The 22637-nt window shown below is 70.6% G+C and carries 16 protein-coding genes; 6 read left to right on the top strand and 10 right to left on the bottom strand.

Annotated elements, in window-relative coordinates:
- Window positions 1-24 precede the first annotated feature (24 nt).
- A complete protein-coding gene (locus YWW_RS0124355; RefSeq protein ID WP_035702427.1) occupies window positions 25-783 on the bottom strand; it encodes a metallophosphoesterase family protein in 759 nt (252 codons plus the stop codon).
- A gap of 134 nt (window positions 784-917) precedes the next feature.
- Entirely contained in the window at window positions 918-1796 is an 879-nt protein-coding gene (locus YWW_RS32800) for a phosphotransferase family protein (protein WP_035705053.1), read from the bottom strand.
- 95 nt (window positions 1797-1891) lie between these two features.
- Here YWW_RS32800 and YWW_RS0124345 point away from each other — a divergent pair, with 95 nt between their 5' ends.
- Window positions 1892-2779: a phosphotransferase gene (locus YWW_RS0124345; RefSeq protein ID WP_026932130.1), complete on the top strand. Its 888-nt coding sequence runs from the start codon at window positions 1892-1894 to the stop codon at window positions 2777-2779.
- A 58-nt stretch (window positions 2780-2837) separates the two neighbouring features.
- Here YWW_RS0124345 and YWW_RS32795 read toward each other — a convergent pair whose 3' ends face one another.
- The gene (locus tag YWW_RS32795) at window positions 2838-5621 is read right to left on the bottom strand and encodes an exo-rhamnogalacturonan lyase family protein (protein WP_051326264.1); all 2784 of its coding nucleotides are present in this window, start codon (window positions 5619-5621) and stop codon (window positions 2838-2840) included.
- A gap of 390 nt (window positions 5622-6011) precedes the next feature.
- On the opposite strand from YWW_RS32795, the gene YWW_RS32790 reads away from it, so the two are divergent.
- From YWW_RS32790 to YWW_RS0124320, 4 genes are all read left to right on the top strand, one after another.
- Window positions 6012-7856, top strand: coding sequence for a rhamnogalacturonan lyase family protein (locus YWW_RS32790; protein WP_051326263.1), 1845 nt, complete (start codon window positions 6012-6014; stop codon window positions 7854-7856).
- A 274-nt stretch (window positions 7857-8130) separates the two neighbouring features.
- Window positions 8131-9426 carry an ABC transporter substrate-binding protein gene (locus YWW_RS0124330; RefSeq protein WP_026932129.1) on the top strand — a complete coding sequence of 432 codons (1296 nt, stop codon included), beginning with the start codon at window positions 8131-8133 and terminating at the stop codon, window positions 9424-9426.
- Window positions 9427-9569: 143 nt separating this feature from the next.
- Entirely contained in the window at window positions 9570-10640 is a 1071-nt protein-coding gene (locus YWW_RS32785) for a LacI family DNA-binding transcriptional regulator (RefSeq protein ID WP_051326262.1), read from the top strand.
- Between the two features lie 87 nt (window positions 10641-10727).
- The gene (locus YWW_RS0124320; protein ID WP_026932128.1) at window positions 10728-11594 is read left to right on the top strand and encodes an alpha/beta fold hydrolase; all 867 of its coding nucleotides are present in this window, start codon (window positions 10728-10730) and stop codon (window positions 11592-11594) included.
- 4 nt (window positions 11595-11598) lie between these two features.
- Here YWW_RS0124320 and YWW_RS0124315 read toward each other — a convergent pair whose 3' ends face one another.
- The 5 genes from YWW_RS0124315 to YWW_RS0124295 all read right to left on the bottom strand — a co-directional run bounded on the left by YWW_RS0124315 (window position 11599) and on the right by YWW_RS0124295 (window position 17971).
- Window positions 11599-12639: a LacI family DNA-binding transcriptional regulator gene (locus tag YWW_RS0124315; RefSeq protein ID WP_211228682.1), complete on the bottom strand. Its 1041-nt coding sequence runs from the start codon at window positions 12637-12639 to the stop codon at window positions 11599-11601.
- Window positions 12636-13448: an ABC transporter permease subunit gene (locus tag YWW_RS0124310; protein ID WP_026932126.1), complete on the bottom strand. Its 813-nt coding sequence runs from the start codon at window positions 13446-13448 to the stop codon at window positions 12636-12638. Before YWW_RS0124310 ends, YWW_RS0124315 begins: the two co-directional genes overlap by 4 nt.
- A 68-nt stretch (window positions 13449-13516) precedes the next feature.
- Window positions 13517-14404 carry a carbohydrate ABC transporter permease gene (locus YWW_RS0124305; RefSeq protein ID WP_342673593.1) on the bottom strand — a complete coding sequence of 296 codons (888 nt, stop codon included), beginning with the start codon at window positions 14402-14404 and terminating at the stop codon, window positions 13517-13519.
- A gap of 131 nt (window positions 14405-14535) precedes the next feature.
- The gene (locus tag YWW_RS0124300) at window positions 14536-15849 is read right to left on the bottom strand and encodes an ABC transporter substrate-binding protein (protein WP_026932124.1); all 1314 of its coding nucleotides are present in this window, start codon (window positions 15847-15849) and stop codon (window positions 14536-14538) included.
- A gap of 10 nt (window positions 15850-15859) precedes the next feature.
- Entirely contained in the window at window positions 15860-17971 is a 2112-nt protein-coding gene (locus tag YWW_RS0124295) for a glycoside hydrolase family 36 protein (protein WP_026932123.1), read from the bottom strand.
- 201 nt (window positions 17972-18172) lie between these two features.
- Between YWW_RS0124295 and YWW_RS0124290 the strand changes: the two genes are divergently transcribed.
- The gene (locus YWW_RS0124290) at window positions 18173-20863 is read left to right on the top strand and encodes a carbohydrate-binding protein (protein ID WP_211228681.1); all 2691 of its coding nucleotides are present in this window, start codon (window positions 18173-18175) and stop codon (window positions 20861-20863) included.
- Between the two features lie 71 nt (window positions 20864-20934).
- Here YWW_RS0124290 and YWW_RS0124285 read toward each other — a convergent pair whose 3' ends face one another.
- A complete protein-coding gene (locus YWW_RS0124285) occupies window positions 20935-21579 on the bottom strand; it encodes a hypothetical protein (RefSeq protein WP_026932121.1) in 645 nt (214 codons plus the stop codon).
- A 233-nt stretch (window positions 21580-21812) separates the two neighbouring features.
- A complete protein-coding gene (locus YWW_RS36570) occupies window positions 21813-22637 on the bottom strand; it encodes a DUF11 domain-containing protein (RefSeq protein ID WP_081687739.1) in 825 nt (274 codons plus the stop codon).

Here is a 22637-nt window from a genome sequence, read left to right as displayed (position 1 = left end):
CCGCGGCCTCGCCGCGACCGGGCGTCAGCCCTGCTGGCTGCCGCGGTAGACGCCGGTCCGCAGTTCGACCTCCCACGGGCCCTGTGCGGGCATGGAGGTCCGCCGCGCGTAGGCGATCTCGGACTCGACGTCGTACGGGACGCGGACGAACTGGACGGCGAACGGGGCCGCCTCGGCCGAACCGTGAACACCCTCGATGATCGCGTAGGCCGGTGTCGGCTCGTAGAGGTTGTTGCCGACGCTGCCGACGTTGAACAGGACGCGGTCGCCCACACCGGAGTCCAGATAGGGCTCGTGGATGTCGCCGTAGCCGACGACGTCCGGGAGCGGTCCGTCCCCTGTGGCCTCGGTGTTCGCGAACATGGCGAGGAACTCGTCCTCGTCGCGGTCGGAGAACACGCGGTGGAACACGCTCTGGGCGGAGGCGTGGAAGACGCGGACGTTCCTGCCGCTCATGGTGAAGTCGTGGCAGAACGGCAGTTCCCACAGCCACTTGCGCTGCTCCTCGGTGAGCTGGTCGAGCCACCAGTCGCCCACCGTGTCCCCGGCCGGGCGGTCGGGATCGGTCAGGGACGCCTCCCAGTTGCCCTGGACGTGCGCCTCGCACCGTTCGCGGGCGAGCTCGACGACCTCCGCGCAGCGCGGGCCCTTGCCGATGAGGTCGCCGAGGTTGACGATCCGGTCGATGCCGCGTGATTCGATGTCGTCCAGGACCGCCCGGAGCGCGGTGAGATTACCGTGCACGTCGGAGATGAGGGCGATGCGAGTGAGAGCGTTCGGCATGGCGCCCAGTCTGCCAGGGCCGGATCCGGGCGGCGAACGGCTTGCGGCGCGCGGCGCCGCTTCGAGCGCTCGCCTGCGGCCGGAGGGCCCGTGGCGGTCGGCGCGGACATGCGGTGGTCCTTTCCGCGTGCGCTTCAGCGCAGCTCGGGCCAGGGGTGCGGCGGGTCGGAGAGGAGGAACCGCACGGTCTCCAGGAACCGGTTGCCCGGTTGGGCGCTCCAATGCGCGGCGTGCCGGTCGGCCGGGGTGGGGAGGCGGCCGACCGCCCAGTGCAGGTGGTGCCACAGGACACGGGCGGCCCAGCTCTCGTCGACCTCGCCGAGATAGCCCTCGAGGACCGGCGGCACGGCGCGCAGCGGGAGCTTGGCGAACTCGATCGCGGGATCGGCCAGGGCGGCGTCGCCCCAGTCCAGGATCGCGGCCAGCCGCCGGGTGTCCGGGTCGGCGAGCAGGTTGGTGGGGCTGGCGTCGCCGTGGATCAGCCGGGTGCGCGGCGCGGCGGGCAGCCGCGGCTCCAGCCGGTCGAACCAGCCGATGAGCCAGTCGGCGACGTCGCCGCCGAGGTACCCGGACTCGGCCAGCGCGGCGATGTCCGGGCGGGGGTCGGAGGCGGTGTCGACCGGGACGCCGGGAAGCGCGTCGACGCCGCCGTGCAGGACGGCCAGTTCGGCTCCGAGCTGCCGGTACACCGCTCGCCACCGCTGGTCGTCCGGTGCGGCGGGAAGACCGGGCGCGACGCCGTCGACCCGTCTGACCACCATGTGCGGCAGCTCGCCGCCGTCGTCGAAGGCGACCATTTCGGGGGTGCGCACCCCGGCGCGCACCGCCGCCGGGATCACGAGCGCCTCCTTGCGCAGGTCGTCGGCGGACTCGGGCCGCGCGATCCGCAGCACGAGGCGGTCGCCGAGGAAGTAGACCCGGTTGGCCACGCCTTGGAACGGGGCGGCGACGACCGCGCTCGGATCGACCCGGTGGCGCCTGGCGATGTCGGCGAGCGTTGCGGGAGACGGCACCCGGCAACCGTATGGCCGCCCGTCGCGGCCCGCAAGGGCATTTCGCGGGCGGGCCGGTCGGGTAGGCTCTGACGCCGAGACGAGGAGGCTTTCGTTTGAGTGACTTGGTGTTCGATGAGGAGTTCGTCCGCTCGCTGCTGAAGGAGCAGCACCCGGACCTGGCCGATCTGGAGCTCCGCCTCGTGGACGGCGGCTGGGACAACCAGATGTGGCGCCTGGGCGAGGACCTGGCGGTCCGACTGCCGCGCACCGAGCGGGCGTCGGCTCTGCTCGAGAAGGAGCACCGGTGGCTGCCGGCCTTGGCCCCCCGCCTCCCCCTGCCGGTGCCGGTCCCCGTCCGGCGCGGCGAGCCCTCGGAGCGGTTCCCCGAGACCTGGATCGTGACCACCTGGGTGGCGGGCGAACCGGCCGACAGGGCCCCGATCGACCGCGGCCCGGACGCGGCCGAGGCGCTGGCGGGATTCCTCGCGGCCCTGCACCGGGAGGCGCCCGGCGACGCTCCGAGCAGCCCGATCCGGGGGGTGCCGCTCGAACGGCTCACCGCCGAGGTGGAGCGGCGCGTTCAGAACGCGGCCTCCGGTGCGACTCTCGCCCGGATGCGGGAGGTCTGGGACGACGCGGTCGCCGCCGACGCGTGGGACCGGCCGCCGGTGTGGCTGCACGGCGACCTGCACCCGGCGAACGCCGTGGTCGCCGACGGCACCCTGGCGGGCGTGATCGACTTCGGCGAGCTGTGCGCCGGCGACCCGGCCGCCGACCTCGCGGCCGCGTGGCTGCTGCTGCCCGACGGTGCGGCCGAGCGGTGCTTCGCGGCGTACGCCGGGGCCGATGAGCACACGGTCCGCCGTTCGCGCGGATGGGCGCTGATCGGATGCCTGCTGCTCCTCGAGGTCGGCCACGCCGGTGAGATGGGCTGGGACGGCGGCAAACCGACCTGGAAGCCCGCCGGTGAGGCGGCGCTCGAACGGCTCTTCGCCGCCTGAACGGACTTCGAGGGAATGGCGGGGCGGCCCCTCTCTGCCGCCCCGCCGGATCGGTGGTCTACTCCTCGGGGGCGAAGTCGCGGGCGAGGTGGAGGATCTGGATCGCGGCCAGCCCGTACTGGGAGATGTCGTTCGTGCCGCCGTCCGGCCACCACTGGACGGGGTTCAGCGTCTCGTCCACGGTCTCGGTCTCCCGGGGCCCGTGCGCGTAGGACGGGGACTCCTCGGAGTTGCGGAAGACGTGCCAGGCATGCTCGGCCTGGGACTGGTCGCCGCTGCGGGCGTAGACGAAGGCGTTGGCGCGGGCGTAGGAGGCGAGGAAGAGGTCGCCGAAGCGGCCGCCGTACTCCTCCTCCTGGGCCTCCCGGCCCGCGGTGTAGAAGCGGGAGTAGCGGAGCCAGTCCTCCTCGAACGCGGGCATGTCGACCTGCTGGATGAGCTCGGCGCAGATCTCGATGCGGCCGAAGGAGTTGGAGAGGTTCGAGCGCTCGACCACGGGCTCCTCGGCGATGTGGTACCTGCCGGTGTCCATGTCGTACAGCGCCGAGCCCTGGGCGAAGCCGTTGGGCTGGGCGGCGATGGTCTCCATGGTGCCCAGGACCTTGTCGCGGCAGAACTCCCAGTCCGGTCCGCGCCGCTCCCACTCGGTCAGCCAGGCGGCCACCAGCGCGGCCCAGCTGGTCCCGAAGCCGATGTCGATCGCGTTGCGGTCGGGCACCCACGGGTCCTCGGGGCCGCGGATCTTGCGGCCCGTGTCGAGGACCAGCGCGGTCTCCTCGCTGCTGGAGAGCACGTGCAGGATGTCCCCGGTGCGCTCGTCGGCGGTCAGGTAGTAGAAGTACCGGCGGTAGTTCGCGTTGGAGACGCGGACCTGCTTGGACGAGTCGCCCCAGTGCTGGACGCCGTGGCGCGTGCCCAGGCCGGTCCACTCGCCGAGGTGGTAGCAGTTGACGTCGCTGGTCTTGCGGGTCATGGCCTCGGCGAAGCGGAACATGTCGGCGCGGCCGGTGTGGAGGTAGGCCATCCAGAACATCTGGTCGGGCGAGATCTCGGAGTTGTCCCAGGCGTAGCCGCCGACGTCGTAGCGCCAGATCCTGCGGTCGCCGTCCTTGGAGTGCATGATGTCGCCGAAGTCCCAGAAGCCGTACCAGTGCCGCTGGTCCTGCTCGGTCCGGTAGTGCTCGAACAGGAAGTCGATCATGTCCTCGACGTCGGACTTGACCGGGGTCGAGCGGTCGACCGGCCCGAAGAGCCCGCCGAAGGCGCCGACGGCGCTCATGTGCTCGGCCGGGGCGACGACCTGCGGGTTGGCGCGGACGGCGTCGGCCATGGCGCCCAGGCGCTCCGCGCTCGGGGTGGCGTCGGTGACCCAGAACAGGAGCTCTGAGGTGCGGGCCGCCCCGTAGGGGGTGCCGAAGCCCGGCTCGTAGTCCTCGTAGGTGATCTCGAGGGCGTCGAGCTGCTTCTCGTAGGTGTCCTGGCCCATGCCGTCGTGGTAGAAGCGGGTGTCCATCGGCTGCGCCTCGGGTGACCACATCCAGACGGTGACGGTGGCCTCGTCGGTGTGGGCGTCTCGGATGTCGAGCCCGGTGGGGTGCCGCTGCCAGAAGTCCTTCATGCCGAAGCCGAAGCCGCCCGAGACCCCGCCGACGTAGCCGAAGCCCGACGCCCGGCGGCCCTGGTCGACCGGGATCCACGCGTGGCCTTCCTTGGTGCGCTTCTTGATCGCGAAGCCCTCGCTGGTCAGGTGCGTGAGCGAGTAGTCGCCCCAGTTGGGGATCCAGTGCAGGCGCGTGGTCACCCGCTGGTCCCATGTGGCCGGGTCGGGCAGGGCCTGGCCCGCGATCTGGGCGGCGCGCACGGCCGCGCCGGGGTCGCGGCGCAGGCCGGTGATGCCCTTGACGGCTTCGGTGAGCTGGCCGTGGCCTTCGCCGACGAAGCGGACGTGCCGGTCGTAGAGCTCGTCGGTGAGCGCGACCTTGAAGCGCACGCCGAGCCCGGCGATGAACGCGTCCTCGCCCTCGGAGTCGTAGACGAAGCTGTGGACCATGCGGAAGGACTCGCCGCCGCCGTAGAAGTACAGGCGGACGGTGAACGGCAGCCACGACTTGTCGCGGCCGGTGGTCTTGCGGTGGTGCCCTTCGACGCGGATCACGGCCCGGACGGGCCCGTCCTGCTCGACGGTCACCTCTTCGACCCGGCTCTCGTAGCGGTCGCGGCTGACCGATCCGGTCTCGGGGTCGGGGGCCTCGTCCTGGGTGATGTTGACCAGGTGTCCGCTCTTGACGATGGTGCGGTTCCCGCGCTTGATGTGCTTGATGAGGTCGGTGCCGTCCTTGCCGATGCGGGCGGTGACGACCCCGGTGTTGACGTCGATGTGCTTGCGGGACTCGGAGACCGAGACCGCGAAGGCCGGGGCGGCGGGCTCGCCGGCCGAGAGGGTGAAGGTCTCGGCCTTGGCGGCGGGGCCGATGGCGTGGCCGGTCCATTTCAGGGAGCCGTCGGGCCAGTACGCCAGCGGCCAGGTCTGCACCGGGATCGCCGCGCCGGACTCGTCGACCATCTGGAACCGCTGGTCTTCGCCGAAGGTGCCCTTCGCCCAGGGCACGCCCCAGGTCGATCCCGGCGACTCGGCAGGGGCGCCTTCGAGCCACGTGAGCTCGACCGACTCGGGGACGGACTCGCCGCCGGCGTCGCCTTGGGCGTGGGCGGCGGCGGAGTCGAGCAGCACCGCGGCCGCGGCGACGCCGGTGCCGGTGGCGAGGACGCTGCGGCGGCTGAGCCCGCCGAGCGTCTCGTCGGCGGAGGGGGTGGTTTCGAGGTCCGGTGAAGGGTCGGACATGGTTCCTCCCAAAGGGGTTCCGGCTCAACGCCGGTTAAATCGTTTTAACTTCTCGAGGCTTCAATATAGCCATGCGTCGATCGCCAGTCAACCGAGGATCGTGATCCGAGACGCCGACGCACGGGCGCGAATGGAGTCCCCAGCCGCCACCCAGCCGATTCACAAGAGCCTCAAACATCACAAGAACAGCAGCTCGTGCTCAGTAATTGCAGTTCAATGCCCTCTTGTAATCTATAAACGTCTATGTTTAGATGTGTGGAACAATGCGCCTCGTCGTGTTCGAACGCGAGAGCGCCGATGACCCGGGCGTCCGCCGCGCGCGAGTGCGGCTGATCGAAACGAGGTTAGAACGATTCAACCCAAACTTCAACCGGCATCTTTGGAGTTATAGTGAAAACGTTTACGAAACGCTGGACCGCGACGGCCGCCGTCGGCCTCCTGGCCGCCTCGGCGGCCTTCGCGGTCGGCACCACCACCGCCGGAGCGGACGACGCCGAATCCGACGCCGCGCCCGCGCAGACCGGAAGGCAGATGGAAGATCTCGGCCGCGGGGTCGTGGCCGTGCGCAACGGCGACGACGTCCTGGTCTCCTGGCGCCTGCTGGGCCTGGACCCCGACGGCATCGGCTTCAACGTCTACCGCTCGACCGACGGCGGCTCATGGGAGCGGATCAACGGCGAGGTCCTGACCGGCGGCACCAACTACCTCGACACCGCCGTCGACCCCTCGCGGTCCAACGCCTACCGGGTGGCCCCGGTGGTCGACGGGCAGGAGCAGGATCCGAGCGGCGAGTTCGCGCTGAGCGCGAACCACGCCGACGAGCCCGCGGTCCGGATCCCCCTGCGCGACGGCGGCACGATCCAGTTCGCGTGGGTCGGCGACCTCGACGGCGACGGCGAGTACGACTACGTGGTCGACCGGCACGGCACTCCCCACCAGCAGATCGAGGCCTACACCGGCGACGGCGAGTTCCTCTGGTCGGTCGACATGGGCCCCAACAGCGTCGACCGCGACAACATCGAGGGCGGCTCGGCCACGATCGACGTGGGCCACAACGACGGCGTCACCGTCTACGACTTCGACGGCGACGGCCGCTCCGAGGTCGCGGTGCGCATCGCCAACGGCGTCACCTTCGGCGACGGCGAGACCTTCTCCCACGACGACGACACCGAGCAGTTCATCGCCATGATCGACGGCCAGACCGGGGCGCTGCGGGACGCGGCACCGATCCCGACCGACTACGTCGCCGACGGTCCGATGTACGCGCGGTTCGCCACCTGCTACCTCGACGGCCAGACGCCGAGCCTCGTGGCCTTCCTGAAGAACCGGATCGGCGACGGCGGCTTCAACCTCATGATGACCGCCTGGGACTTCGACGGCGGCGAAGTCTCCATGCAGTGGAAATGGCTGCGCGGCAACCAGAATATCCCCGACGGGCACAACAGCCGCTGCATCGACGTCGACGGCGACGGCACCGACGAGTACGCCGACATCGGATTCGTGCTCAACGGCGACGGCACCCTGCGGTACTCGATGACCGACCAGGGCGTCGTCCACGGCGACCGCTTCCACATCGCCGACATCGACCCGAGCCGCCCGGGCCTGGAAGGCTACGGCGTGCAGCAGAACAACCCCAGCGGTCTGCTGGAGTATTACTACGACGCCGCCACCGGCGAGCTGATATGGGAGCACTACGGAGGCCCGGCCGATGTCGGCCGCGGCATGGCCGGCGACATCGATCCCCGCTTCCCGGGCATGGAGACCTGGTCCTTCTCCGGGCTCTACAACGGCCCCACCGACCAGCTCACCACCGACTCCGGCAACGCGCCGTGGCCGCAGATGGGCCTGTGGTGGGACGGCGACGTCACCCTGGAGCTGTTCAACGACGGCAAGATCGAGGAATGGGACTGGGAGAACCCCGCCCCTTCCGGCAGCCTGCCGAGGCTGGAGTCCACCTGGGGTTACGGCGGCGTCGTCGGGCCGCGTGGCCAGCCCGCGCTCATCGCCGACGTCTTCGGCGACTGGCGCGAGGAGGTCGTCCTGCCGAACGGGGAGTACGACGAGCTGATCGTGTTCACCACCGACCGGCCGAGCGACATCGGGCTGTACACCCTGGCGCACAACCCTGCCTACCGCAACGACATGACCGTCAAGGGCTACATGCAGTCCCACCACGTCGACTACTTCCTCGGCGAGGGCATGGACGAGCCGGAGACGCCGAACATCACCTACTGACCGGGCGAGCGCCGCGGAGCACCGCGGCGGGCCGCATCGGTCCGGTGGCGCGGCGCCCGTCCGCCGAGGCGAACTCGGCGGACGGGCGCCCGAGCACGCGCGGACACCTCGAAGCCCGCCACTGAAACGTTACGGAGCGGGCCTTGACAGCTTCGGAAAGCGCGTTCTATGGTGGCGAAACCAAAAGTTAAAACGATTTAAACGGCGGGCCCCGACCGCTCGACGTGACGGCCCGCGCAAGCGGGACCCCTCTGCAAGAAGGAGAGCACCAACGATGAACCGCTATCCGATCCGCCGCCGAAGCGTCCTGGCGGGCGCCGCGGCCGCCGCCGCGGTGGGCGCCACGGCCGCCTGCGGGGACGACGGCCCCGCCGGGACCGCCGACGACCCGATCACCATCAGCTTCGAATGGTGGGGCGACGACGTCCGCGCCGACCTCACCCAGCAGGCCGCCGAGCTGTTCCAGCAGAAGAACGAGGGCATCAAGGTCCAGACGAACTTCTACGGCTACGCGGAGCTGTGGGAGAGCCTGACCGGCCGCATGGCCTCCCGCGATCTGCCCGACGTGTTCCAGATGGACTACCCGCGCCTGCGCCAGTTCGCCGAGAACGGCATGCTGCTGCCCCTCGACGACCTGATCGACACCGCCGCCTTCCGGGACCCGACCCTGCTGGACCCGGGGCGGCTGAACGACGAGCTCGTCGCGGTCCCGGTCGCCGCCAACACCACCGGCATGATCTACCGCGCCGACTGGTTCGCCGAGCACGGCATCCCCGCGCCCGAGGTCGGCCACAGCTGGGACGACTACATGGACGCCGTCGCCACCTTGAGCACCGCCCTCGGCGAGGGCAAGTGGGGAGCCGAGGACTGGGCCCGCTCCTACCTCTACATGGAGATGTGGCTGCACCAGCAGGGCGGCGCCTTCTACTCCGAGGACCTCAAGTCGCTGGGCTTCACCAAGGACCAGCTCATCGAGTACTGGAGCATGCCCGCCGACCTCATCGCGCAGGACCACGTCCCCTCGGCCGAGGAGATGGCCGAATGGACCGGCGGCGACGGCATGGCCGCCGACGCGATCGCCTCCCAGTTCCGCTGGGACAGCGCCCTGAGCGGCATCGCCCCGACCGTGGCCGACCTCGGCGGGGAGCTCAAGCTGGCGCCCCCGCCCACGAGCGACCCCGACAACCTCGGGATCTACTTGAAGCCGTCGATGCAGCTGGTGATCGGGGCCAACACCGAGTACCCCGAGGAGAGCGCCAAGTTCATCGAGTTCTTCCTGACCGATCCTGAGGCCATCGCGATCCTCGGCACCAACCGCGGCATCCCGTCCACCACCGCCGGGCTGGAGAACGTCGAGATCGACGAGTACTCCCAGGCGATCCTCGACTACGAGGAGAGCGTCAAGGACTACATCAAGCCGGCGCCGCCGGTCCCGCCGGCGGCCGCCGGCGGGGTCGAGGCCAAGTTCATGGAGATCTACGAGCAGGTCCAGTACGGCGAGATGGACTACGCCGAGGCGGCCGATCTCTTCTTCACCGAAGCCGAGACCCTGTTCGCCGCCGAGCAGTGAGCCCGCGCCGAGCGGCGGAGCGGCCGGCGCCACGGCGGTGACGTGCCGCCTGTGGCGTCGGCCCCCGCTTGACACTCCCGGGGCGAGCGGGAATCATTGTTTCTGTAACCGTTATTGCGACGTTTTAACAAAAGGTGGGTGCGGTGGCGCGGAAGCCGAACGACTCGGGCAAGGGCACGCGCCACACGACCATCCGCGAGGTGGCCGAGCGGGCTGGAGTCTCGGTCGCCACCGTCTCCCGGATCCTGTCCGGCAGCTACCCCGCCGCCCCGGCCACCCGCAGCAAGGTCATGCGGGCCGTCGAAGAGCTGGACTACGTCGCCAACAGCCATGCCAGAGCCCTGGTCGGCAATGCGCGCAAGAGCATCGCCATCATCGTCAACTCGGTCATATCACCGCACTACGCCCACGTCGCCCAGGGAGTCGAGACGCAGGCCGCCGAGGACAACCGGCTGTGCCAGATCGGCACCACCGGCGGGGACGCCGAGCGCGAGCTGGCCATGGTGCAGTTCATGCGCGAGCAGCACCCCGAAGCGGTGATCCTGGTCGGCAACGTGGCGGCCGACGAGGCCTACCGGGCCCGGATGAGCCGGTACGCGCACGCGCTGGCGTCCATCGGCTCGCGGCTGGTGCTGTGCGGCCGCCCGCCGCTGGGCCCCGACGTGCCCGCCGTGGTCGTGGAGTACGACAACACCGGCGGCGCCTTCGCGGCCACCAGCCACCTGCTGTCCAACGGGCACAAGCGGATCCTGTTCCTCGGCCACCGCGTCGGCTACACCACCGCCGAGGCCCGCATCGAGGGCTACCGCAAGGCGCTGGCCGCGCACGGCGTGCCGCACGACCCGGACCTGGAGGTCGAGGGCACGCTGGAGCGGCACGAGGGCTACCGGATGATGACCGAGCGGCTCGCCTCCGGCGAGCGGGACTTCACCGCCGTGTTCGCCTGCAACGACCAGATCGCCGCCGGGGCCCGGCAGGCGATCATCGAGCGCGGCCTGAACGTGCCCGAGGACATCTCGATGGTCGGCTTCGACGACCTGCCCCCGGCGATGGACATCGGCCTGACCACCGTCTACCAGCCGCACGAGGAGCTCGGGCGCACCGCCGTGCGGCTCGCCCTCCAGCACGCCAAGCACGGCGGTCCCCCGCCGCACACCGTCCTCGGCACCCACCTGGTGGTCCGCAGCTCCGTCGAGCCCATCGTGTCCCAGTAGTCGAGCGAAGTCGGCGAGCGCCGATGAATCCGTTCGTCGCACCTCGTCTGTATGACTGGAACCTCAAATACCGCTGAAGGAGCAGTCATGGCCGAACCGCAGAGCCGCACCGTCGAGGCGCCCGGCGCCGTCCTCCACTACGACGTCCGCGAAGGCGGCACCGGTACCGAGCCGACCCTGCTGCTGGTCGGATCGCCGATGGCCGCGCCCGGCTTCGCGACGCTCGCGGGGCACTTCACCGACCGCACGGTCGTCACCTACGACCCCCGCGGCTCGGAACGCAGCAAGCGCACCGACGACGCCGAGCAGACCGAGGTCGAAGAGCACGCCGACGACCTGCACCGGCTGATCGCGGCGATCGGCACCGGCCCGGTGGACCTCTTCGGCTCCAGCGGCGGCGCGGTGAACGCCCTCGCCCTGGTGGCCCGCCACCCCGAGCAGGTGCGCACCGTGGTCGCCCACGAGCCGCCCGCGCCCCAGGACCTGCCCGACCGCGAGGCCGTGCTGGCCGCCTGCGAGGACCTCCGACGGACCTACCTCGATTCGGGCTTCGGTCCGGCGATGGCGAAGTTCATCGTGCTGGTCTCCCACGACGGCCCGATCACCGAGGAGTTCGCGAAGCAGCCCGCGCCCGACCCCGCCGCCTTCGGGCTGCCGAGTGAGGACGACGGCTCCCGCGACGACCCCCTCACCGGTCAGAACATCGTCACGTGCAACGCCTACCGATACGACTTCGACGCGCTGCGGGCCGCCTCGACCCGCGTCGTGATCGCCGTCGGGGCCGAATCGGGTCAGACTCTGGCCGCCCGCGCCGCGCGGTTCACGGCCGAGCGGCTCGGTGACGAAGCGGTCGTCTTCCCCGGCGACCACGGCGGTTTCCTCGGCGGCGAGTACGGCCAGACCAGCGACCCCGAGGCCTTCGCCGCGACCCTGCGCAAGGTCCTCGGCGAGTGACCGCTCAGGAGCGGGCCTTCGGGGCGGCGGTGCTCTCCCTGAACACCAGCCGCGGCCGCTCCGAGGAGTAGAGGCGGACGCCGGTGCCGTCGAGGGCCTCCAGCAGCAGCTGGAAGCCCCGGCGGCCCAGGCCCGCGAAGTCCTGCTCCACCGTCGTCAGCGGCGGCGACCACAGCTCCGCGAGTGGATGGTCGTCGAATCCGGCCACCGAGACGTCCTCGGGTACGCGGAGCCCCTTCTCGGCGAGGCCCCGCATGACGCCCATGGCGATCTCGTCGTTGCCGCAGAAGACGGCGGTGGCGCTAGGGTCCTCGGCGAGGGCGTGTCCGATCCCGACGCCGCTGCGCGGCAGCCACGTCGCGTCGAGGAGCGGCGGGATCGGCGCCTTCGCCCTGCGGAGGGCGCGGCGCCATCCGGTCGTGCGCCCGTCGACTCGGCGCGAGGGCGGGATGCGGACGTGGTGCACCGTCTCGTGGCCGAGTCCGAGCAGGTGGTCGGTCAGCTCCTCGGCGGCGCTGGCCTCGTCGAGCACGGCCTGCCGCAGGCCGGTCTCGCGCGTGCCGGAGAGGGCGACGACGGGGAGGTCGGTCGAGAGCCTCCCCAGGGCCGCCACGCCGGGCGGGTCGAATTTGAGCACTATGACCCCGGCGAGCGCCTGCGTCAGCGTCGCCGAGACCGCTCGGTCCACTTCGTCCTCGTCGGCGCTCTCGACGACGGTGATCATGACCGTGTAGCCCTCGGCGCGGGCCGCTATCTCGATGCCGCGGATGGTCTCGGCGTAGCCGTACCGCGAGGTGTTGCCCGCGATGACGGCGATCGTCTGGGACTTGCGGGAGACGAGCACGCGGGCCGCCGCGCTGGGCCGGTAGTTCAGCTCCGCGATGGCCGCCTCGACCTGCTCCCGCTTCGCCGGGCTCACCCGGGCGGCCCCGGTCAGGACGCGGGACACGGTCGGGACCGACACGCCGGCGCGCTCGGCGACGTCGGAGATCGTCGGGTTCCTGGAGTTCATGCCCGCCCTGCCCGCTGCTTCCCTGGTGCTCACTTGACCGCTCCGCTGGTGATGCCGGAGATGATCCTGCGCTGCGCGACCACGAAGGTGATCAGCAGCGGCAGGCTCATGAGGATGATATAGGCGAAGATCAGGTGCCAGTTCTGAAGATAGAGGCCGGCGCTGGCGACCTGGTACAGGTTGAGCGGGAGGGTGTCGATGCGCCCGCCGATGACGAACAGCGCGTAGAACACGTCGTTCCAGATGTACAGGCAGATCAGGATGGTCGCGGTGGCGAGCACCGGCCGCAGCAGCGGCAGGATGATGAGCCCGAAGACTCTGACGGGCCCGGCCCCGTCGACGCGGGCGGCCTCTTCGAGTTCGGGCGGGATGGTGCGCACGAAGCCGGTGACGAAGAAGATCACCGTGGAGAGGTACATGCCCATGTAGACGCCGATCATGCCGAGCGCGGTCCCGGCGAGGCCGAGTTGGCGCAGCAGCAGCACGATGGTGACCACGGCCGGGGGCAGGACGATGCCGCTGATGGCGAGGGCGTAGATCGCGGCGCTGAGCCGGCCGCCGCGGCGGCCGAGGATCCAGGCGGCCATGGAGCCGAGGACGAGGACGCCGACGACGGCCGGGACCATGACGAGCAGGCTCCCGAAGAACGCCGACATCATGCGCCCGTCGGCGAACACGGCCGCGAAGTTCTCGAACAGCCGCCATTCGCCGGGCGCCTCGAGGTTCGGGTCGAGGGCCTCGGCCTGGGTCTTGGCGGCGGTGGCGACGACGAGCCAGAACGGGACGCCGAGCACGAGGAGCGCGACGAGGATCGCGGCGACCGGCTGGACGGCTCCGCGCAGGCGCGGCGCGCGCTTCCCCCGCCGCGGTGCGGCGGCCGTTCGGGTCGGCGCGGTGGTGGCGGTGGCGGTCACAGCACGTCCTCCCTCTTGCGCAGGAACCGGATCACGGGGAAGGCGAGGATGGTCACCGTCAGGAAGAGCACGAGGCTCATGGTGGTGGCCTGGGCGAACAGGCCCTGCCCGAAGGTCCGGAAGATGAAGATGTTCAGCAGCTCGGTCGTGCCGCCGGGGCCGCCCTCGGTGGTGGCCTGGACGATGTCGAAGCCGTTCATCGAGCCGAGGAGGGCGGTCGCGACGTTGAACGTCACGGCGGGTGCGAGCAGCGGGAACCTGATGGCGCGGAACATGGTCCAGCGATTCGCGCCGTCGAGGCGCGCCGCTTCGAGGACGTCCTCGTTGATCGTCTTGAGCCCGGCGAGGTAGATGAGCATGGACAGGCCCATCCACTTCCAGGCGTGGACGACGGCGACGACGACGATCGTCCAGGTGGTGCTGCCGAGCCAGGGGATCGACACGGAGGTGCCGAAGACCGCGCCGAGGATGCCGTTGAGGGCGCCGTCGGGTTTGAGGAGCGCCTGGAAGATGTAGCCGACGGCGAGCGCGGACATGATGACCGGGATGAAGAAGGCGACCCTGACGGCGCGGTTGACCATGGTGTCGCGTTCGAGCAGGAGCGCGAGGCCGAGGCCGAAGGCGTTCTGGAAGAACGCGACGAGCACGGCGTACACGAGGGTCACTTTGAGCGAGTTGAGCAAGGTGCCGTTGGAGAACAGCGAGGTGAAGTTGTCGACTCCGGCGAAGTTGATGGCGCTCTTGAAGCTCGACCAGTCGGTGAACGCGTAGACGAAGTTGAACACCGTCGGGACGAAGAAGAACACGACGAGGATCACGAGCGCGGGGATCAGGAACCACAGCGGATGGTCGCTGCGTCGGCGCGCCGTCCCCTTGGGGAGCATGACGTTCGTTGACACGATGCGGTGATGCCTTTCCTGGAGGTGCGTCGCGGGGGCGTCGGCCGTGCCGATGGACGGCTCGCAAGCGTCGCCGTGGGGCCGCCGGCGCGGCGGCGGCGCCCCCGCGACCTTCGCTAGAAGCCTTCGGCGCCCTGGGCCTTCGCCAGTTCCTCGAACTGGGCCTGGGTCGCCTCGGCGACCTCGGCGGGCGTCTTCGTGCCCTGGATCATGTCGGCCAGGTAGATGTACAGGTCCGGGTTGGCGATCGCCAGGGCCTGCATGGAGCCGACCGAGTCCGCGAGCGAGTCGCTGACGGCGAGCAGCGCCTGGGGCACGTCCGCCGGGGTCTCGACGCCGGTCTGGAGCGACACGGTCGACTGCGCGGCGACGAAGTCCTCGTAGCCGTCGCCGAGCCAGTACGAGAGGAGCTGGCGGGCGGCGGCCTCGCGGTCGGCGTCGCCTGTCTTGAAGGCGACCAGCGCGTTGGACTGGTCGGGGATGAAGGTGCCGACGTTGCCCGACGGGGAGATCGGGAAGAAGCCGATCTTCTGGTCGAGCTCGGCGGTGTCGGCCAGCGACTGGAGCTGCCCGAAGAAGGAGTTCACCTGCATGACCATCGCGGCGTCCCCGGCGAGCAGGGCTGCGCCCTGGTCCTCGAAGGTGGCCGTCTTGATGTCCTCGTTGAACAGGCCCTCCTCGATGAGGCCCTGGTAGGTCTCGATGGCGCCCTGGACGGTCTCGTCGGTGAACTGCTCCTCGTTCGCGTTCACCCGGTCCCAGAGCCCGTCGGCGGCGGCGTCGGCGAGCTGCACCTGGACCCACCACTGGGTGCCCCAGCGGTCGGCGGCCATCTCGTGGAAGGGGGTGACGCCCTCGGCCTTGAGGTCGCGGGCGAGCTGGATGAAGGAGTCCCAGTCGGTGGGGGTCTCGGTGATCCCGTGCTCGGCGAACACCTCCTTGTTGTAGTAGACGCCCTGCACGGCCGGGGTCGTGATGAGCGCGGCGTAGCGGGTGCCGTCGAGGGTGCCGGTGATGTCGCGCAGCTCGGGCCTGTAGGCGTCGAGCCAGGGCGCGTCGTCGAGCGGCTGGAGGTTCTGGGAGGCGTTGAGCGCGGTCAGCTGCGAGGCCGTCGGCTGCCAGAACGCGAGGTCGGGCTTGTCGCCGGTGGCGACCTTGGTCTGGACGCCCTGCTCGTACGGGTCGGGAATGGTGACGACCTCGACCTCGGCGCCGGTGAGCTCCTCGAAGCCCGCGATGACGCTCTCGGGCACGGTGTTGGAGTTCTGGGCGGCCCAGATGGTGAGGGTGGTGCCGGCCAGGTCGGCGTCCTGGGCGGGCCAGTCGACCGGCCCGTTCGATTCGGTGCCGGTGCCGGGGTCGGAGCACCCGGTGAGGGCCAGCGCGCCCGCGGCGGCGAGCGCCAGCGCGGTGCGGAACCTGTTCTTCATTGCATTGCTCCTACTTCTGTCGAAGGGCTGGGGAATCGGTGGTGAGTCGCAGGGTGCGGGCGGCGGTCTCGGCGTCGCCGGCCTGCACGGCGAGGGTCCCGGTGGAGGAGTCCCATGCGGTCTTCCATTCGGGGAGCTCGGCGGGGAAGACCGTGGTGACGGTGACGTCCCTGCCGGTGAGGTGCGGGAAGCGCAGTTCGGTCGCGGACGGCCCGCCGCGGCGCCAGACCGAGACGAGTTCGTCGTCCGGTCCGCTCAGGCCGAGGGCGATCCACGGCTCGGTCCAGCCGGGGAGCCCGGCGGGCCAGTGCGGGTGGCCGCTCGCGATGGAGGCGCGCAGCGTCTTCGCGGCGGCGACGGCGGCGGCGACGGTGCGGCGCTGCCGCTCGTTCATCCGGTTGAGGTGGCCGGAGACGTAGAAGCGGCCGAGCAGTCCGGTGACGAGGCAGAAGGCGACCTCCTCGTCGGACATGCCGGGCTGCGGGTAGGCCCAGCTGGCGGCCTGCTCGGGCAGGAGCGCGATCGGCGCGGCGGCGGCGATCGGCGGGAACTTGGTGTAGTCCTGCTGGTCCGAGGTGGACTGCATGGCCAGGCGCGAGAGCATCGCGAAGTCCATGCGCATCGCGCCCGAGGAGCAGTTCTCGACGACCAGGCCGGGGTGGCGGTCGAGGAGCCGGTCGAGCCAGGCCAGGTGCGCCCGGTTGTGCCCTAGGAGGCCGTCGCCGACGCTGTCGGCGTCGTGGTCGGTGCCCGGGCCGGGGTTGACGTTGTAGTCGAACTTGAAGAAGCCGATGCCGAAGTCGGCGACGAGCCGGTCGACGACGCCGTCGAGGTGCGCCGCGGCTGCGGAGTGGCGCAGGTCGAGGTGGTAGCGGTGGTGCTCGACGATCCGCTGGCCGTGCCGCAGCAGGAACGCCTCGCGCGGAAGGGCGTCGGCGACGGGGCTGCGGACGCCGACGACCTCGGGTTCGAGCCAGAGGCCGGGAACCATGCCCGCGCCTCGGATGGCGTCGACGACTTCGCCGAGGCCGCCGGGGAAGCGGGTCGTGGACGGGGTCCACTCGCCGACGGTGTCCCACCAGTTGCCGCTGTCGTCGTACCAGCCGGCGTCGATGCAGAAGATCTCGGCGCCCGCTGCGGCGGCGGCGGCGATGAGCGGGAGCAGCTTCTCGGTGGTCGGGTCGCCGTCGAGGGTGTTCATGTAGTCGTTGAAGACCACGGGCATGGCGGCGTTGTCGGGGTGGGCGCGCCGCGCCGCGCGGCGGAAGTCGGTGAGGGCGGCGAGGGCGCCTTCGAAGTCCGGCCCGGCGGCCACGGTCGCGGGGACCGTCGTGAAGGACTCGCCCGGACGGAGCAGGCGCGTCCACGCCGAGTCGGCGTCGGTGGGGCCGGAGAGGCCGACGTATCCGCCGCCGGTGTCCTCGCCGATCTCCCAGCGCCAGGCGCCGTTGTGCTCGATCTGCCAGAGGAGGGCGAGTCCGGTCTTCGCGGATTCGACGCCGCCGACCGGCAGGTGCCGTCCCGTCGACCAGGTGCCGTCGGAGGTGACGGCCCAGGCGCCGCGCGGGTTCTGCCCGGTGAGGTCCTCTGCGAGCTCGGGGAAGTCGGGTCCGCGGAGCGGCAGGCGCGTCCAGCGCCCTTCGCCGAGCCAGTCGCCGGTGCCGACGATCCGCTCCCAGCCGGCGAAGGCGTCGCCGGGGGCGTCCCGCCCGGTGAAGCCCATCGACCAGGACGCGACCGAGCGGAGCACGAGCGGCCGGTCGCCGGTGGCGCGGACCTCGACCCGGGAGCGGACCGCCGCGTCGGCGCGGTCGAGGATCTCCAGGGTGATGTCCGCTTCCACGCCGTCGGCGGCCTGCCGGACGACGAGTCTGCGCCCGCCGTCGTGGTCCTCCCCCGTGTGCCCGACGTACCGCAGCCGCGTTCCGAGCTCGGTGTGGGCCAAGCGGTCGGAGGCCGGCAGGCGGCCCCGGTCGGCGGTCAGGACCTCCACGAGCGGCACCGCGTGGACGTCGAAGGTCTCGCCGCCGAGCGCCACGGCGGCGACGGCGACGGGCGCGTCGGCGCCCCACTCGAATCGGAAACCGAGTCGGGAACTGCCCCAAGACAACTGTTCGGTCACGACACCCCTTGTCTGCGCCTGTCTCCGCTGCTGCCGGCGTCGGTTCGCGCGGCAGCGATTTCAGGCGAAACCATAGCCCGATCTGAAATCGATTTCAAGTTTAGTCTTGAAATCGATATCAAAACTCGATACGGTCAATCGACGATCAAGAGTCGACCTTCCGTGTCTCAATGACGAGAGGACTGATCGATGAGGAGACTGATGACCGCACTCAGCGCGGCGGCGGTCGCGGCGACCGCCGTGACCGCCTCGACGGGCCCACCTGCCTCCGCTGCGGAGCCCGAGGTGCTCCAGGTGGACTTCGCCGACCGCACCGGCCACTTCCGCGGCGGCGCGACCGGCACGCTCTACGGCCTCGGCGACGAGGGCGCGCCGACGCAGAACCTGATCAACGGCGCCCACATCACCAACGTGTCCCAGAAGGCGCCCTACGGTACCCAGCACCCGTCCGGCGACGCGATCGCAGTCGAAGACGGCTTCTTCGACAAGCACGGCGAGGACATGTACATCTACGTCCAGGACTACTACCCGGACTGGCCCTACCACGGCGGCGTGCGCCCCGGCGACGCCCGCGCCTACGACCTGTCGAACGGCACCTACACCGAGGGCGCCAACGGCGTGTGGGACTACCTCGAAGTCGTCGAGTTCGTCGCCGAGGCCGTCGCGACCGGCTCCGACCGCCCCGAGGACTACGTCTTCATCCCCTACAACGAACCCGACTGGATCTGGTACCCGGACTGGGCCCAGCACAAGGAGCAGTTCCTCGCCGACTGGCAGGCCGTGCACGAGAAGATCCAGGAGGTCTGGGACCGCCACGGCCTCGGGCACGCGCGGATCGGCGGGCCGGGCGACAGCCGCTGGCAGACCGAGCGCAGCGCCGACTACCTGGCCTTCGCTCAGGAGCACGGCTCGCTGCCGGACGTCTTCATCTGGCACGAGCTCGGCATCGACAACCTCGCGAACTACCGGCAGAACTTCGCCGACTACCGGGCGCTCGAAGCGTCGCTCGGCCTCGAGCCGATCCCGGTGAACATCACCGAGTACGGCATGCTGCGCGACATGGGCGTTCCGGGGCAGCTCGTCCAGTGGTTCTCGATGTTCGAGGACACCAAGGTCGACGCCCAGACCGCCTACTGGAACTACGCGGGCAACTTCTCCGACAACAGCGCCCGGCCGAACGGCGCGAACGCCGGCTGGTGGATGTTCAAGTGGTACGGCGACCTCGCCGGCTCGGAGACGGTGCGGGTGACCCCGCCGGAGCCGAACGCGGTCGACACCCTCCAGGGCATCGGCGCGATCGACGAGGAGAACCGCCGCGCCACCGTCCTGTGGGGAGGCACGAACAACGATGTCACGCTCGATCTGAGCGGTCTGGACGAGTCGGTCTTCGGCGACCGCGTCGACGTCGAGATCCGTGAGATCGCCCTGACCGGCGCCGAGGGCCTGGCCGACACGCCGCGCGTCGTCGCCTCCTACGACGGCGCGGAACTCAAGGAGGGCGCCTTGGAGCTCGACGTGCCGACCTACGACCGGTACGCGGCCTACCAGCTCGTGATCACGCCGGACCAGTCGCGCGACGTCGAGGCCGCGGCGGCCGCGCAGCCGTGGACGGCATCGATCGAGGCCGAGGACATGGCGCTGACCGACGCGCAGGTGTACGCGCACGACCCGCAGGGCGGCGACGGCTGGCAGTTCCTCGCCTCCGGCGGCCAGGACGTCGGCTCGTTCAACCAGGTCGGCTCCCGCGCCGAGTGGACCGTGGAGGTCCCGCACGACGGCGCCTACCGGCTCCAGGTCATCGGCGGCGCGCCGGGCGTCCCCGGACGGCACGCGCTCTTCGTCGACGACGAGTCGGCGGGGACGATCCAGTACACCGCCGACCTCGCGCTCAACGAGCGGAGCCGGTGGCAGTACCGCGGCAGCGCCGAGGTCCTCGTCGAGCTGACCGCGGGTGAGCACACGCTGTCGATCCGATCCAGTGAGGACGGTACCTCCGTCCTGCCGAACTCGGACATCACCTTGGACAAGGTCTCGCTGACCTCGGTCGGCGAGGGCGAGCCGACGGCGTACCCGGCCTCGGGCTTCCGCCTCGAGAACGGGGCGGTACTCGACTGGGGCGAGCGCTCGCCGGTCCGCGGCGGGGCCGCGCTCGAAGGCGAGGGCCGGGCGGACCTGTACGCCACGGCGATGGAGACCGGCTACTACGACCTCGTCGTGAACTGGGCGTCCGAAGGGTCCTCCTCTGTCGACCTCGCCGTCGGCGGCGCGCCGACCGCCACTGTGAGCGCCGATGAGGCCGGGCGGTGGCAGTCGACCGCGCGGGTCCACCTCGTGGAGGGCGTCAACGAGATCGAGCTCAGCTCTCCCGAAGGGGCCGTGGTCGAGTCGCTCACGACGGTGCGCGCCCGCGAGGCCGACGAGGCGGCCGTCTCGATCGAGGCCGAGGACGCCGTCCTCCACGGCGCGGCGTCGGTGACGGCCCTCGCCGAGGAGACCGGCTCCAACGCCTCGGGGATGGCCTATGTGGGCTGGATCGGGAACGGGGAGGCGAACGCGGTCGAGATCGCCCGCGAGGGTTTCGCCACGCCGGGCGACTACGACGTGACCGTGCACTACGCGAACGCGGAGCTGTCGGGCGACCACGACTACAACCCGCAGGTGGTCGATCGCCTGCTGGAGGTGCGGGAGGGGACCGAGCCGGTCGGCGACGCCCACTTCCGGTACACCTACTCGTGGGACAGCTTCTGGGAGCGGACGATCCCGGTGACCTTGTCCACTGCGGACGAGCCGCTGCGGCTCGGCAGCGCCGAGTCGTGGGCCCCGAACGTCGACCGCGTCGTCATAGCGCCGAGGCTGCTCGGCGAGCCGACGACGGCGCCGGCCGCGCCATAGAGCGGGCGGACCGGATGCGAAAGCCCCTCCCGCACGCGGCCTCGGCCGCGTGCGGGAGGGGCACGGGTGCTCTACGCCTTGCGTGAGGAGGCGCGCCGCCATGCCCACCAGGCGATCTGCGCCAGGGTGCCGATCGCGGGGATGACGACGAAGACGCCCGCGACGAGCAGGTCGTCGTTGAAGGGCACGTCCGGGTGCTGCCCGGTCTCCGACCACAGGAGCACGTCCCGGAAGACGGCCAGGAGCACGCAGGCGAGGGCCGCCGCGCCGTAGGCGATGCGCCGGGTCGGGACCGGGATCGCGGCCGCGATGAACGCCGCGGCGAGGAAGAGGAACCAGAACAGCGTCTCGATCGGCGCTTCGGGGGAATTGTCGAAACTGCTGATGAAGCCCACCATCCACTGCTCGATCGCGATGAGGATCAGCAGTCCGATCTCGGCGGTGACGGTGTCGCGCCGCCCGCGGGGCAGCCGCCAGGACACCAGGACGAGCGCAAGGGGCGGGACGGCGAGCAGCACCACGAAGATGACCGCCCCGAAGGCGGACCCGCTCCCGGAGCACATCGCGGTGAGCCAGCAGGCGTACATGACGCCCCAGGCCAGGGCGCGGTGCGTGACGTTCTTGGCGGTGAGGGCGAAGGATGCGACGCCGAGGACGGCGAGGAGGAAGACCGGCTGGAGGAGGTCGCCGGCGGAGAATGCGTCGGAAGTGTTCATGCGGGCAAGCCTGTGGCACCGCCGCCACCGCCGGACTACCCGCTTCGTGCCATCGTTGTAGGCCCCCCACGACCTCGAACGGCCGTATGTCGGCTTTAGGGGGAAGTTTTTCTCCGAAACCTCCAAAACGGCCGTGTCGCGGGCCTACGACGCCGACCGGATCGATCGGATCGGCGGCGCATACGGACGGGGCCGTTCCCGGCGCGTGCGCGCCGGGAACGGCCCCACTCGGTTCAGCGGTTCCCGAGGCGCCGCCTTCTGCTTGACAGGTAGAGCACCGTGCCCGCGCCGATCAGGAGCAGGGCCCCGAGCACCGGCACCGCCAGGTCCAGGCCCGTGCGGGGCAGGTCCGGCCGCTCCGGAGCGGGCTCCGGCGGGATCGTGGACGGGTGCGAGGTGCACGTCGGGTCGTCCTCGTCGCATTCGCTCGGAGGCTCGATCCCGGTCAAGGTGACGTGGTTGGTCAGGACATGGTCGCCCTGCTCCTCGTAGGGCAGCACCCGCACGGTGTAGGAGACCGTGCTGGTCGCACCGGCTTCGAGGGTCCCGGTCACGGTCAGCGCCGAGTCCGTCGGGTCCTCGACCTCCAGGCCGTCGCCCACGGAGGTCACCTCGACGAATTCGGCGTCGTCCAGGACGTCGCCGAGATCGTCGACATAGGAGACCTCGCCGGTGCCGGTGCCGCGGTTGGTGAACGTCAGCGTGTAGGTGATCGTCTGCCCCGGTTCGACCTCGGAGCCGTCGACCGGATCGGAGTCCTTCGTCGCGACCACGTCGGAGATCGGGTTGACCGTGCAGTCCTCGTTGTCGTCGGTGCACTCGGACGGCGGGTCCTCGCCCGGATCGAGCAGGAAGTTCGCCAGCAGATCGTCTCCGCGCTCACCGTCCGGCAAGACCGTCACCTGGAACGAGATCGTGATCGTCTGCCCCGGCTCGATCGAACCGGTGATCGCGATCGACTCNCCGTCCAAGGTCGCGTCCAGTGCCCCTTCGGGGTCGACGACCAGCGAGCCGTCGACGAACTCGGCGTCGTCCAGGACGCCCGACAAGTCGTCCAC

The organism is Glycomyces tenuis DSM 44171 (genome assembly GCF_000427885.1).
GTDB classification, from domain to species: Bacteria; Actinomycetota; Actinomycetes; order Mycobacteriales; family Micromonosporaceae; genus Glycomyces; species Glycomyces tenuis.
Note: the sequence above shows the minus strand (reverse complement) of the source record. Positions and strands in the feature narration are given on the sequence as shown.